This window comes from Rhodococcus sp. O3, from assembly GCF_048897285.1.
GTDB lineage: Bacteria > Actinomycetota > Actinomycetes > Mycobacteriales > Mycobacteriaceae > Rhodococcus.
The window spans coordinates 1-11,992 of the sequence record NZ_JBMBTE010000139.1 but is presented as its reverse complement, the minus strand read 5'-3'; the positions used below and the strand labels follow the sequence as shown (position 1 = coordinate 11,992).

The following is an 11,992-nucleotide window of genomic DNA, read 5'->3' as shown; positions in this document are numbered from 1 at the left end:
TCGGCGAGCCGGATGGCCGCCGACAGCGCGCCGGGCATCGTCGCGCACCGTTCCCCGACGATGATCACCGCGCCGGGACGGCGCAGCAGGTCGGAGACGTCGCCTTGCTCCCCCGACCGGATCCCGTCCAGCACCGCTGCTTCGGAACCCGGCACGGCCTGCACCAGCCGGCCCGACATCTTCGTCAGGCCGCGGCTCGCGAACGGCGCGATCGACCGGACCGCGGCCCCGCCGCGCGCCGCCAGGCGCAGCCTCAGGAAGACGATCGGCGATTCCTCCTCGGGTTCGAATCCGACGAGCAGCACCGCCGGCGCACGATCCAGGTCCGAGTACGTGACGGAGAGGAGCCGGCCGGCGATGCGGGCCGTGAGGAACTGCGCCTCCTCGCCGGAGTGTTCCCGCGCACGGAAGTCGATGTCGTTGGTGCCCAGCACGACCCGCGCGAACTTCGCGTAGGCGTAGGCGTCCTCGACGGTGACACGTCCTCCGACGAGCACGCCCGCGCCGCGCGCCGCGGCCAGTCCCCGGGCGGCGATCGCGAGGGCGGCGGGCCAGGATCTCGGCACGAGTGTGCCGTCGTCGTCGCGGACCAGCGGGGTGGTGATCCGGTCGGGTTCGGTGGCGTAGGTGAACGCCCATCTGCCCTTGTCGCAGTTCCATTCGGCGTTGACCTGCGGGTCGTTGCCCGCGAGGCGTCGCAGCACGACGCCGCGCCGGTGGTCGGTGCGTTGCGCGCAGCCGCTGGCGCAGTGTTCGCAGACACTCGGGCTCGACACCAGATCGAACGGGCGCGCCCGGAATCGGTAGGCCGTCCCGGTCAGCGCGCCGACCGGGCAGATCTGCACGGTGTTGCCGGAGAAGTAGGAATCGAACGGTTCCTCGGCGTAGATGCCGACCTGCTGCCCGGCACCGCGTTCGAGCAGATCGATGAACGGATCACCGGCGATCTGCTGCGAGAAGCGGGTGCAGCGGGCACAGTTCACGCACCGCTCCCGGTCCAGCAGCACTTGTGAGGAGACCGCGATCGGCTTCGGGAAGGTCCGTTTGACGCCCTCGAAGCGGGAATCCCCGCGGCCGTTGGACATCGCCTGGTTCTGCAGCGGGCATTCCCCGCCCTTGTCGCACACCGGGCAGTCCAGCGGGTGATTGATGAGCAGCAGCTCCATCACGCCCTGCTGCGCCTTGTCCGCCACCGGGGACGTGAACTGGGTTCGGACAACCATGCCGTCGGTGACCGTGGTGGTACACGAGGCGAGGGGTTTGCGCTGGCCTTCGACCTCGACGAGGCACTGACGGCACGCCCCGACCGGGTCGAGCAGCGGGTGATCGCAGAATCGCGGGATGCGGATACCGAGTTGCTCGGCGGCCCGGATGACGAGAGTCCCCGGGGGAACGCTGATCTCGATGCCGTCGATGGTGACGACCGGGTCCTTGGCGGCCGCGGGCCGGTCTGCGGTCATGACGCTCCCCCTACGGTGAGGGTGGACAGGCGCGGATCGAACGGGCATCCGCCGTGGGTGAGGTGCGCGATGTACTCGTCGCGGAACAGCGCAATCGACGACGTGATGGGGCTGGTCGCGGCGTCGCCGAGCGCACAGAACGCGCGCCCGAGGATGTTGTCGGAGATGTCGAGCAGCTTGTCGAGGTCGGCCTCGGTGCCGGTGCCGGCTTCGAGACGTTCGAGGATCTGCACGAGCCACCAGGTGCCTTCGCGGCAGGGGGTGCACTTTCCGCACGATTCGTGCTTGTAGAACTGCGACCAGCGCAGCACCGCGCGCACCACGCAGGTCGTCTCGTCGAAGATCTGCAGCGCCTTGGTGCCGAGCATCGAGCCGGCGGCCCCGACCCCTTCGTAGTCGAGGGGCACGTCGAGGTGTGCGGCGGTGAACAGCGGCGTCGACGACCCGCCGGGTGTCCAGAACTTGAGCCGGTGCCCGGCGCGGATACCGCCGGCGTAATCGAGGAGTTCGCGCAGGGTGATGCCGAGCGGTGCCTCGTACTGGCCCGGCCTGGTGACGTGCCCGGACAGCGAGTACAGCGTGAAGCCCGGGGACTTCTCGGTGCCCATCGAGTGGAACCAGTCGATGCCGTTGAGCAGGATCGACGGCACGCTCGCGATGGATTCGACGTTGTTGACGACGGTCGGGCACGCGTAGAGCCCGGCGACCGCCGGGAACGGCGGCCGCAGCCGCGGCTGTCCGCGCCGCCCTTCGAGCGAGTCGAGCAGCGCGGTCTCCTCGCCGCAGATGTAGGCGCCGGCACCGGCGTGCACGACGACGTCCAGGTCGAAGCCGGAGCCGAGGATGTCGCGGCCGAGGTATCCGGCGTCGTACGCCTCGGCGACCGCGTGCTGCAGCCGGCGCAGCACCGGGACGACCTCGCCACGCACGTAGATGAACGCGTGCGAGGCCCGGATGGCATAGGCCGCGATGACGACACCTTCGACGAGCGTGTGCGGCGACGCCAGCATCAGCGGCATGTCCTTGCAGGTGCCGGGTTCGGATTCGTCGGCGTTGACGACGAGATAGTGCGGCTTGGCGCCGGCCGGTGTCGTCGGATCCTGCGGGATGAACGACCATTTGGTGCCGGTCGGGAATCCGGCGCCGCCGCGGCCGCGCAGACCGGAGTCCTTGACGGTGGCGATGACCTCGTCCGGGTCGGTGCGCAGGGCGCGTTCGAGCGCCCGGTAGCCGTCGTGGCTCCGGTAGGTCTCGAGCGTCCACGACCGGGGTTCGTCCCAGTACCGGCTCAGGACCGGACTCAGCGGCATGTCACTCCCCTTCCGTTCCGGTCGCCTCGGGTGCCCGCATGTTCCGTTCGCGGGCGACCCGCAGCCCGGCGAGGGTGGCGTCGCCCGGCCGCGCGCTGTCGTTCGCGCCGGGACGTTCGTCGGGGAATCCGGCCAGGATGCGGGCGGTTTCGCGGAATGTGCACAGCGTCGCGCCGCGGGTCGGCGTGATGCGTTTGCCGGCCCACAGAGCGTCGACGAGCGCGGTCGCGGAGTCCGGGGTCTGGTTGTCGAAGAATTCCCAGTTGACCATCACCACCGGCGCGAAGTCGCAGGCCGCGTTGCATTCGATGTGATCGAGGGTGATCTTCCCGTCGGGGGTGGTGTCGTCCGCCGAGCCGGGGTCGACACCGAGATGCTCTGCGAGGGCCTCGAGGATCGCGTCCCCGCCCATGATCGCGCACAGGGTGTTGGTGCAGACCCCGACGTGGTAGTCGCCGGTCGGGCGGCGGCGGTACATCGAGTAGAAGGTGGCCACGGCCGCGACCTCGGCACCGGTGAGCGCGAGTTGCGCTGCGCAGAACTCGATTCCGGCGGGGGTGATATAGCCGTCCTCGGCTTGAACGAGGTGCAGCAGCGGGATCAGCGCGGACCGCGCCACCGGGTAGCGGGCGATGATCGCGGCGGCGTCGGCCTCGAGACGGTCCCGCACGTCCGGCGGGTACGTCCGGGGTGCGCCGGGATGTTCGATGCGGTCGGTTTCGGCTGCCGTGCGGCCCAATTCGACGAAGACCGGCTCCGGCCGGTTCGCCGGGACCGCGGATTCACCGGTCGTGTGTGCCCGGGTCATCGGTCCACACCTCCCATCACCGGATCGATGCTGGCGACCGAGGCGATGACGTCGGCGACCATGCCGCCCTCGCACATCGCCGCGACCGCCTGCAGGTTCGTGAACGACGGGTCCCGGTAGTGCACCCGATACGGGCGGGTACCGCCGTCGCTGACCATGTGCACGCCGAGTTCGCCGCGGGGCGATTCGACCGCCACGTACACCTGTCCGGCCGGGACCCGGAATCCCTCGGTCACCAGCTTGAAATGGTGGATGAGTGCTTCCATGGAGGTGCCCATGATCTTGCCGATGTACTCCGGCGAGTTGCCGAGTCCGTCCTCGCGCACCGCCAGGTCGGCCGGCCACCCGACCTTCGGGTCCTCGATCATCACCGGGCCGGGACGCAGCCGGTCGAGGCACTGCTCGACGATCTTCAGCGACTCCTTCATCTCACCGACCCGGATCAGATAGCGGCCGTAGCAGTCGCAGCCGGTGTCGGTGACGACGTCGAATTCGTAGGTGTCGTAACCGCAATAGGGTTGCGACTTGCGCAGATCGTGCGGCAATCCCGTCGAGCGCAGGACCGGGCCGGTGATGCCGAGCGCCATGCAGCCCATCAGGTCCAGGTAGCCGACGTCCTTCGTGCGGGCCTTCCAGATGGCGTTCTCGTCGAGGAGGTCCTCGAGGTCGCGCAGGCGCCGCGGGACGACGTCGACGACCTCGCGGACCTTGTCGAGCGAACCGTCGGGCAGGTCCTGCGCCAGCCCACCCGGCCGGATGTAGCCGTGGTTCATGCGCAGCCCGGTGACGGCCTCGAACACGTCGAGGATGAGTTCGCGTTCGCGGAACCCGAGGAACATCGACGTCATGGCCCCGAGTTCCATCCCACCGGTGGCCAGTGCCACCAGGTGCGAGGAGATGCGGTTGAGTTCCATGAGCATCACCCGCACGACGGTGGCGCGTTCGGGCACGAGATCGGTGATGCCGAGCAGTTTCTCGACCCCCAGGCAGTAGGCGGTCTCGTTGAAGAACGAGGACAGGTAGTCCATCCGGGTGACGAAGGTGACGCCCTGTGTCCACGTGCGGAATTCGAGGTTCTTCTCGATTCCGGTGTGCAGGTAGCCGATACCGCAGCGGGCCTCGGTGACGGTTTCGCCGTCCATCTCGAGGATGAGCCGCAGCACGCCGTGCGTGGACGGGTGCTGCGGACCCATGTTGACGACGATGCGTTCCTCGGCCAGTTCGGCGTCCGGTCCGCCCGAGGCGCGGACCGCGTCGACGATCTCGTCCCAGTCCTGGCCGGCGACGGTGTAGACGGTGCCCTGGGCGTTCCCGCCGGTCGAATACGGATCGCTCATCAGTGGTACGCCCTCCGTTCGTCGGGTGGCGGTGTCCGCGCACCCTTGTATTCGACGGGGATTCCTCCGAGGGGGTAGTCCTTGCGCTGCGGATGTCCCACCCAGTCGTCGGGCATCTGGATTCGGGTCAGCGCAGGATGCCCGTCGAACACGATCCCGAAGAAGTCGTAGGTTTCCCGCTCGTGCCAGTCGACGGTCGGATACACCGCGTACAGCGACGGAATGTGCGGGTCGGCATCGGGAACCGATACCTCGAGCCGGATCCTCCGGTTGTGGGTGATCGACATCAGGTGGTAGACCGCGTGCAGCTCGCGCCCGGTCTCGTGCGGGAAGTGCACCCCGCTGACGCCGAGGCACAGTTCGAACCGCAGGCCGGGTTCGTCGCGCAGGCACCGCGCGACCCGGGGCAGGTGCTCGGCGCGGACGTGGACGGTCATCTCGTCGCGGTCGACGACGACACGTTCGACGGCCTCCCCCGGGTTCACCGACGCCTGCGTCAGCGCCGCTTCGAGACCGTCGGCGATCTCGTCGAACCACCCGCCGTACGGGCGGGGTGTGGCACCGGGCAGCACGATCGGCCGGACGAGCCCGCCGTATCCGGACGTGTCGCCGGTGTCGGGCGGACCGAACATTCCGCGGCGCACATCGATGACCTCTGGTTCGCTCGGTTCCCGCCCGGCCGGTTCCCGGCCGGTCATCGCAGCAGCCCCTTCAGCTCGAGAGTGGTCGGGGACGCGAGCGCCGCCTTCTCGGTTTCGCGGATCACCTCTTCGCGGTTGACGCCGAGCGGCATCTGCTGGATCTTCTCGTGCAGCTTCAGGATCGCGTGGAGCAGCATCTCCGGGCGCGGCGGGCAGCCGGGCAGGTAGATGTCGACGGGCACCACGTGGTCGACGCCCTGCACGATCGCGTAGTTGTTGAACATGCCGCCGGACGAGGCGCACACCCCCATCGCGAGCACCCATTTCGGTTCGACCATCTGGTCGTAGACCTGCCGCAGCACCGGCGCCATCTTCTGGCTCACCCGCCCGGCGACGATCATCAGGTCGGCCTGCCGGGGCGAGGCGCGGAACGCCTCCATCCCGAAGCGGGCGATGTCGAAGCGTCCCGACACGGTGGTCATCATCTCGATCGCGCAACACGCCAGGCCGAAGGTCGCGGGCCACAACGAGCCCTTGCGGGCGTACCCGGCCGCGGCCTCGACCGTGCTCAACAGGAAACCGCTCGGTACCTTCTCCTCGATTCCCATGTCCGACTCATCTCGCTTCCGGTGTCGCTGTGGTCCCGGTCCTCGCTGTGGTCCCGCGCCGGTTCAGTCCCATCCGAGACCACCGCGCCGCCACTCGTAGACGTACGCCACGGACACGTTGAACAGGAACAACGCCATCGCGCCGAGACCGAACAGTCCGAGGCTGTCGAAGTGCACCGCCCACGGGTAGAGGAAGACGATCTCGATGTCGAAGATGATGAACAGCATCGCCGTGAGGTAGTACTTGACCGGGAATCGCCCGCCCCCCGTGGGCGGCGGCGTCGGGTCGATTCCGCATTCGTAGGCCTCGAGTTTCGCCCGGTTGTACCGCCGGGGTCCGACCAGTCCGGCCACTCCGACGGAAAAGATCGCGAAGACGACCGCGATCGCCCCGAGCACGAGGATCGGCACATAGAGGTTCATGTCCGCAGATCCCCCTTCTCGTGATCCCGTTCCGCCACGAAACCGACCGGTCTCACCGATCGCGTCGGGCTCGATACGTAACCGGAATCACTCCTTCTGTCTTGCTGTGATATGCGACTCACCCTACAAGGGTTGTCCCCGGCCTTGTCCCGATTTTCGACCGTGCCGAAATTCGGTGGGATCGAAGGGATCCGTGGCCCGCAGGCACGCGCGACGTCGTCGTCACAAAGCCGTCACGAGCAGGTCACGCGCGGCGCAGAAGCGGCACCGCCACCTCGGCGAGCCGGAACGGATCGACCGGGTGCGGCACGGCGGCATCCGCCCGCGACCAGGAGGCCAGCCAGGCGTCGTCGAGCCGGCCCAGCAACAGCAACAGGGGCGGGCAGGGATCGATCTCGTCGCGCAGTTGCTTCGCCAGGCCGATGCCGCCGACCGGGGTCGCTTCCCCGTCGAGGACGGCGAGGGCGATGCCGCCCTCCTCCACGCGCCGGATGACGACCGGCGCGGTGGCCACCTCGACGTACTCGAGTTCCGGGAGATCCGGGTGTGGGCGCGTCCCCAGCGCACGCACGACCTGCGCGCGGGTGTTCGCGTCGTGGCTGTATACGAGCACACGCAACGGGGCTGCCCCGCCGGACGAGTCGGTCACGGACCCGATGCTAGGGCACCGACCCCCACATCGCCCGGATCCGACCGAATTCGGCGCGCGGTGAAATCACGGTTCCGCGTGGACGTTCCGATCCGGGTCCTGCCCGTCCCGCGAGACGACGATCCCGATCGCCCCGGGACCGACGTGTGCGCCCAGCACGGCGTCGAGTTCGGTCATGCGCAGTTCCGTGCCCTCCGGCAGCCGCCCGGACAGTTCGTCGAGGAGGGACTTCGCGCGCTCGGGGGCGCCCCGGTGGTGCACCGCGACCTTCGGCTCGGCAATCTTCGCGACCTCGGCGCACTGGTCGACGACGGCCTCGACGAGCTTCGCGAGCGCCTTGGACATGGTCCGGGTCTTCTCCCGCAGGACGAGTTTGCCGTCGACGAGATGCAGGACCGGCTTCATCGACAGGGCCGTACCGAGCAACGCGGTCGCGGTGCCGATCCGGCCGCCGCGCCGCAGGTGGTCGAGCCGGTCGACGACGAGCAGCGCGCGGCCGGCGTCGGCGACGTCGACGGCGCGCGCGAACACCTCGTCGAGCGATGCGCCGGTTTCGGCGAGCCGCGCCGCGGCGAGCGCCGAGAAGCCCAATCCCATTGCCGTGTTGCGGGAATCGACGAGACGCACGCGTCCCCCGAATGCGTCGGCCGCGTACCTGGCGGCCTCCCAGGTGCCGGACAGCTGCCGGGAGATGTGCACGGCGACCACGCCGTCGCCGTCGCTGTCGGCGAGTGCCCGGGCGTAGACATCGGTGAGTTCGGCGGGTGCCGGCCCCGAGGTGGTCACCTTCGACAGGTCCTCGGGCAGTTCGTCGACGCCCTCGCGGAGCTCACGGCCCTCGGAGATCACATGCAGCGGAACGACACGGATGTCGTACCGCTCCACCGCTTCCCGATCCAGACAGCACGACGAATCGGTCACCACCACAACAGACACGTCGACTACCGTATGCCGTCCGCCACCGTATCCGCATCTCGGTGCACCATCCGCACCGCTTCGACCATCGCGGCCGCGACCTTGCGGTGCGCGTCCCAGCCCCAGTGGATACCGTCCGGGTTCGCGTCGTCCGACTGGATGTTCTCGCGGACCGCCGCCGCCAGATCGACCAGGGGAACGGACTTTTCGGCTGCCCACCCGGTGATCGCGCGGGCCGCCGCGGGACGGCCCTTGTGGACCGACGCATACTGCTCGCTGCGGTGCACCGACGGCAGGGTGCCGATCACCGGCAGGTCGGGACGCATGTAGGCGAGCGAGTCGCGGATGGTCTCGAGGTATTCGACGCTCACCCGTGCCGGCAGCGCGACCGGCCAGCCGAGCGGCGACAGCCGTGGCTGGAGCCAGCCGTACGCGTTGCGCACGACGCGGCGCAGCGACGCCGGCCGCACGTAGCGGAGCTGCTCGCGCAGCGCGGTCGGCAGTGGCGACGGCAGCGTGTCCATGCCGCCGACGGCGAGTACGACGGCACCCGCGCGCGGGATCGACGCCCACACACGGGGATCCTGCGTCATCGCCCACCACGCGTCACGCGTCGTCCAGCCGATCCGGGCGACCAGCTCGACGTCCCAGCCGAGTTCGGCCGCCGCGATGTTCGGCCAGATCCGCGGATCGTCCGCGGGCAGGCCGCCCTTCGGACCGTAGTAGCTGAGCGAGTCGCCGACGACCAGCAGGGTCGGTCGCGTCGATCCGCCGGCGGCGTCCGGAATCTCCGGTGCGTCAGAGGACGTCATCGGCCACCACGTTCGCCGTCGCGTTCCACACATCGAGCCGCCATGCGGGTTCCTCTCCGTAGCCGCTGAGCCGTACCCAACCGGTGTTGCCGAGACCGCCGAGGATCGGCCAGCGATCCACGGGCAGTTCCAGGAGGGCGGCGGTGAGCGCGGCGATCAGCCCGCCGTGCGCGACGAGGACGATCGGCCGTTCCCCCCAGTGTTCGTACTTGTCGAGCAGTTCGCGCACGACCGGGACGGCACGCCGCGCCACGTCGATCCTGCTCTCCCCCTCCGGCGGCGCCCACGTCGCGTCGGCGCGCCACGCGGCCCGGGCGCCGGGCGCGACCGAGTCGACGTCGTGGTGCGTGAGCCCCTGCCACTTCCCGAGGTGCGTTTCCCGCAGGCGCGGGTCGATCTCGACGGGAACACCCGCGCTGTCGCCGAGCACGACCGCGGTGTCGTAGGCGCGCCGCAGGTCGGACGAGACGACCGCGAGCGGCTCGAACGCCGCGATCTCCCGTGCCGCGGCGAGCGCCTGGCGCCGGCCCAGCTCGGACAGCTCGGTGTCGAGCTGGCCCTGCATACGGCTGGTCGCGTTGTACTCGGTCTGTCCGTGACGCAGCAGGATCAGCCGGCGGACGATCTCCGTCACAGGTGGTCCGGGGTTTCCGGCAGCGCGTCGTGGGCGGGCGCGGCGAGGTTCCGGGTCGACGGTTCGATGCCCTCGACCGGCACGGTCGGGCAGTCCTTCCACAGCCGCTCGAGGGCGTAGAAGTTGCGTTCCTCGTCGTGCTGGATGTGGACGACCACATCGATGTAGTCGAGCAGCGTCCAGCGCCCTTCGCGGGTGCCCTCGCGACGCACCGGCTTGTGGCCGGCCTCGCGCAGCTTCTCCTCGACGTTGTCGACGATCGCGTTGACCTGCCGCTCGTTCGCCGCGGAGGCGATCACGAAGCAGTCGGTGATCACGAGTTGCTCGGAGACGTCGAGCACCACGACGTCGGATGCCAGCTTCTCGTCGGCCGCCAGGGCTGCGATACGTGCCATCTCGATGGCTTCTGCCGATGCGCTCACTGCGTGCTCTTTCTCTCGGTTGCGTTGCGGGGCTGTTCCGGTGCGGCCCCGCGGCGGACCGTCTGCGGGTCGGTCACCGCGGCGGCCCCGTCGGGCCGCCGCGAATCCTGCGGACGATACAGATTGCGTTTGCTGATGTACTGCACCACCCCGTCCGGGACGAGGTACCACACCGGGCGGTTCGCGCTGACCCGCACGCGGCAGTCCGTCGACGATATCGCCAGGGCGGGGATCTCGACGAGGCTCACGGCGTCGGCGGGCAGGCCTTCGAGGTGCGGGGCGAGGTGCTCGACGTTGAGGTCGTAGCCGGGCCGAGAGACGCCGACGAAGCGCGCACGGTCGAACAGCACCTGCCATTCCTGCCAGGACAGGATCGACGCGAGCGCGTCCGCGCCGGTGATGAAGTACAGCTCGGCGTCGGGCAGCCGTTCGTGCAGGTCCCTCAGGGTGTCGACGGTGTACGTCGGCTTGCCGCGGTCGATGTCGACGCGGCTGACGGAGAACCGGGGGTTCGACGCCGTCGCGATGACCGTCATCAGGTAGCGGTCCTCGGCGGAGCTGACGTGGCGGTCGGATTTCTGCCACGGCTGCCCGGTCGGCACGAAGATGACTTCGTCGAGACCGAAGCGGTCGGCAACTTCGCTGGCCGCCACGAGGTGTCCGTGGTGGATGGGATCGAACGTGCCGCCCATGACACCCACGCGCCGGGGCGGCGCGGGTTGCAGGTCGGATGGCTGTTGCACGGTTGACCAGCTTACGGGTTCACCGGCGGGGAACCGTCCTCGCGTGTTCGCGCAGCAGGACCCGGACGAACTTACTCTGAAGTAAGGTTCGGGGATGACGACCACCCCGGCCTACCGTGCCTGGCGCCGCCTGTCCGGTGGCGTGCTCGGATCCACCCGTCTCGGCTCCACCCTCTTCTCGGTCGGAATGTGCCTGCGGGTGCCGTACTTCGCGACCGTCCTGCCACGCGTCACCCGTCTCGAACCCGGCCTCTGCGAGGTGCGCGCACCGAAATGGTGGGGCGTCCACAACCATCTCGGCACCTTCCACGCGATCGCCGCCTGCAACCTGGCCGAGGCCGCGATGGGCATGCTCGCCGAGGCGACGGTGCCCACCTCGCACCGCTGGATCCCGAAGGCGATGAACACCCGCTATCTCGCCAAGGCGACGACCGGCCTGTCCGCGGTCGCGCACCTGGCGGAGCTGCCGGACTTCGGCGCGGTCACCTCCGGCACCGACCTGACGATCCCGGTGTCCGTCCGCGACAGGCACGGCACCGAGGTCGTGCACGCCGACATCACCGTGTGGGTCACACGACGCTGACCGGCCGCGGTACTCGGACCGGCAGGGGTGTCAGACCGGCAGGAGCGTCGACACGACCGCCGCGAGCTGCTGCGCGGTCCGGCACTCGTGCATGGTGATGACCTCGCTGTACACCTTCGCCGCCGAGTCGCCGGAACCCCACTGCCCCCGCGGTTCGGGGTTGAGCCAGTGCGCGTGCCGCGCGACCGTCACCAGATGCTCGAGCGCCTCACGGTTCGGATTGCGGTAGTTGGTGCGCCCGTCGCCGAGGATCAGCAGCGAACTGCGGCTGGTGAGGCTGTGCGCGTACTGCTCGGCGAACACCCCGATCGCGTTGCCGTAGTCCGAGTGCCCGTCGTACGCGATGAGATCGGCCTCGCGCAGCATCCGCGCCATCGACGACCCGAGGTCGGAACCCGCGGAGAAGTAGTCGGTGACCTCGTCGGTGGTGTCGATGAACGCGAACACCCGCACCCGGGTGAACTGCTCGCGCAGGGCGTGCACCAGCAGCAGCGTGAAGTGCGAGAACCCGGCGACGGACCCGGAGACGTCGCACAGCACCACCAGTTCCGGGCGGGCCGGACGCGGCTTGCGGTTGACCAGATCGATCGGCACACCGCCGGTCGACATCGACTTGCGCAGGGTGCGGCGCAGGTCGATGGCCCCGG

General features: G+C 69.3%; 15 protein-coding genes. 1 reads left to right on the top strand and 14 read right to left on the bottom strand.

Annotation, left to right across the window (positions count from 1 at the left end):
* The 13 genes from ACN675_RS24820 to nadD form a co-directional block, all read right to left on the bottom strand.
* Nucleotides 1-1,460: NADH-quinone oxidoreductase subunit G (locus ACN675_RS24820; RefSeq protein ID WP_420753370.1), on the bottom strand; the 1,460-nt coding region annotated here is incomplete at its 3' end.
* Nucleotides 1,457-2,770, bottom strand: a complete 1,314-nt coding sequence (gene nuoF, locus ACN675_RS24815; protein WP_420753369.1) for an NADH-quinone oxidoreductase subunit NuoF — start codon at nucleotides 2,768-2,770, stop codon at nucleotides 1,457-1,459. The genes nuoF and ACN675_RS24820, both read right to left, overlap by 4 nt.
* A gap of 1 nt (nucleotide 2,771) precedes the next feature.
* Nucleotides 2,772-3,578 (bottom strand): NADH-quinone oxidoreductase subunit NuoE, encoded by an 807-nt coding sequence (nuoE, locus tag ACN675_RS24810; RefSeq protein ID WP_420753368.1) that lies wholly within the window; start codon nucleotides 3,576-3,578, stop codon nucleotides 2,772-2,774.
* Complete coding sequence (gene nuoD / locus ACN675_RS24805; RefSeq protein ID WP_420753367.1) at nucleotides 3,575-4,915, bottom strand: NADH dehydrogenase (quinone) subunit D; 1,341 nt, start codon at nucleotides 4,913-4,915, stop codon at nucleotides 3,575-3,577. Before nuoD ends, nuoE begins: the two co-directional genes overlap by 4 nt.
* Nucleotides 4,915-5,613, bottom strand: coding sequence for an NADH-quinone oxidoreductase subunit C (locus tag ACN675_RS24800; protein WP_420753366.1), 699 nt, complete (start codon nucleotides 5,611-5,613; stop codon nucleotides 4,915-4,917). Before ACN675_RS24800 ends, nuoD begins: the two co-directional genes overlap by 1 nt.
* Entirely contained in the window at nucleotides 5,610-6,164 is a 555-nt protein-coding gene (locus ACN675_RS24795; protein ID WP_420753365.1) for a NuoB/complex I 20 kDa subunit family protein, read from the bottom strand. The genes ACN675_RS24800 and ACN675_RS24795 overlap by 4 nt, the downstream gene beginning before the upstream one ends.
* Before the next feature lie 63 nt (nucleotides 6,165-6,227).
* A complete protein-coding gene (locus ACN675_RS24790) occupies nucleotides 6,228-6,587 on the bottom strand; it encodes an NADH-quinone oxidoreductase subunit A (RefSeq protein WP_420753364.1) in 360 nt (119 codons plus the stop codon).
* A gap of 244 nt (nucleotides 6,588-6,831) precedes the next feature.
* Nucleotides 6,832-7,236, bottom strand: a complete 405-nt coding sequence (locus ACN675_RS24785) for a hypothetical protein (RefSeq protein WP_420753363.1) — start codon at nucleotides 7,234-7,236, stop codon at nucleotides 6,832-6,834.
* A gap of 66 nt (nucleotides 7,237-7,302) precedes the next feature.
* A complete protein-coding gene (locus ACN675_RS24780) occupies nucleotides 7,303-8,172 on the bottom strand; it encodes a DegV family protein (protein ID WP_420753362.1) in 870 nt (289 codons plus the stop codon).
* Between the two features lie 5 nt (nucleotides 8,173-8,177).
* Nucleotides 8,178-8,963, bottom strand: a complete 786-nt coding sequence (gene octT, locus ACN675_RS24775) for a diglucosylglycerate octanoyltransferase (protein ID WP_420753361.1) — start codon at nucleotides 8,961-8,963, stop codon at nucleotides 8,178-8,180.
* Nucleotides 8,950-9,597 (bottom strand): histidine phosphatase family protein, encoded by a 648-nt coding sequence (locus tag ACN675_RS24770; RefSeq protein WP_420753360.1) that lies wholly within the window; start codon nucleotides 9,595-9,597, stop codon nucleotides 8,950-8,952. The genes octT and ACN675_RS24770 overlap by 14 nt, the downstream gene beginning before the upstream one ends.
* Nucleotides 9,594-10,019, bottom strand: a complete 426-nt coding sequence (rsfS, locus tag ACN675_RS24765; RefSeq protein WP_420753359.1) for a ribosome silencing factor — start codon at nucleotides 10,017-10,019, stop codon at nucleotides 9,594-9,596. The genes ACN675_RS24770 and rsfS overlap by 4 nt, the downstream gene beginning before the upstream one ends.
* Nucleotides 10,016-10,711, bottom strand: a complete 696-nt coding sequence (nadD, locus tag ACN675_RS24760; RefSeq protein WP_420753371.1) for a nicotinate-nucleotide adenylyltransferase — start codon at nucleotides 10,709-10,711, stop codon at nucleotides 10,016-10,018. The genes rsfS and nadD overlap by 4 nt, the downstream gene beginning before the upstream one ends.
* Nucleotides 10,712-10,856: 145 nt before the next feature.
* Here nadD and ACN675_RS24755 point away from each other — a divergent pair, with 145 nt between their 5' ends.
* A complete protein-coding gene (locus tag ACN675_RS24755) occupies nucleotides 10,857-11,345 on the top strand; it encodes a hotdog fold domain-containing protein (RefSeq protein WP_420753358.1) in 489 nt (162 codons plus the stop codon).
* Between the two features lie 30 nt (nucleotides 11,346-11,375).
* On the opposite strand, the gene ACN675_RS24750 is transcribed toward ACN675_RS24755, so the two are convergent.
* The coding region (locus tag ACN675_RS24750) for a VWA domain-containing protein (protein ID WP_420753357.1) at nucleotides 11,376-11,992 on the bottom strand (617 nt) is incomplete at its 5' end.

What these genes read in the sequence shown, in the direction of transcription:
- nadD (WP_420753371.1), bottom strand. Translation starts at nt 10,711, where the DNA reads ATGGGCGGCACGTTCGATCCCATCCACCACGGACACCTCGTGGCGGCC.
- nuoE (WP_420753368.1), bottom strand. Translation starts at nt 3,578, where the DNA reads ATGACCCGGGCACACACGACCGGTGAATCCGCGGTCCCGGCGAACCGG.
- nuoD (WP_420753367.1), bottom strand. Translation starts at nt 4,915, where the DNA reads ATGAGCGATCCGTATTCGACCGGCGGGAACGCCCAGGGCACCGTCTAC.
- ACN675_RS24795 (WP_420753365.1), bottom strand. Translation starts at nt 6,164, where the DNA reads ATGGGAATCGAGGAGAAGGTACCGAGCGGTTTCCTGTTGAGCACGGTC.
- nuoF (WP_420753369.1), bottom strand. Translation starts at nt 2,770, where the DNA reads ATGCCGCTGAGTCCGGTCCTGAGCCGGTACTGGGACGAACCCCGGTCG.
- octT (WP_420753361.1), bottom strand. Translation starts at nt 8,963, where the DNA reads ATGACGTCCTCTGACGCACCGGAGATTCCGGACGCCGCCGGCGGATCG.
- ACN675_RS24755 (WP_420753358.1), top strand. Translation starts at nt 10,857, where the DNA reads ATGACGACCACCCCGGCCTACCGTGCCTGGCGCCGCCTGTCCGGTGGC.
- ACN675_RS24800 (WP_420753366.1), bottom strand. Translation starts at nt 5,613, where the DNA reads ATGACCGGCCGGGAACCGGCCGGGCGGGAACCGAGCGAACCAGAGGTC.
- ACN675_RS24790 (WP_420753364.1), bottom strand. Translation starts at nt 6,587, where the DNA reads ATGAACCTCTATGTGCCGATCCTCGTGCTCGGGGCGATCGCGGTCGTC.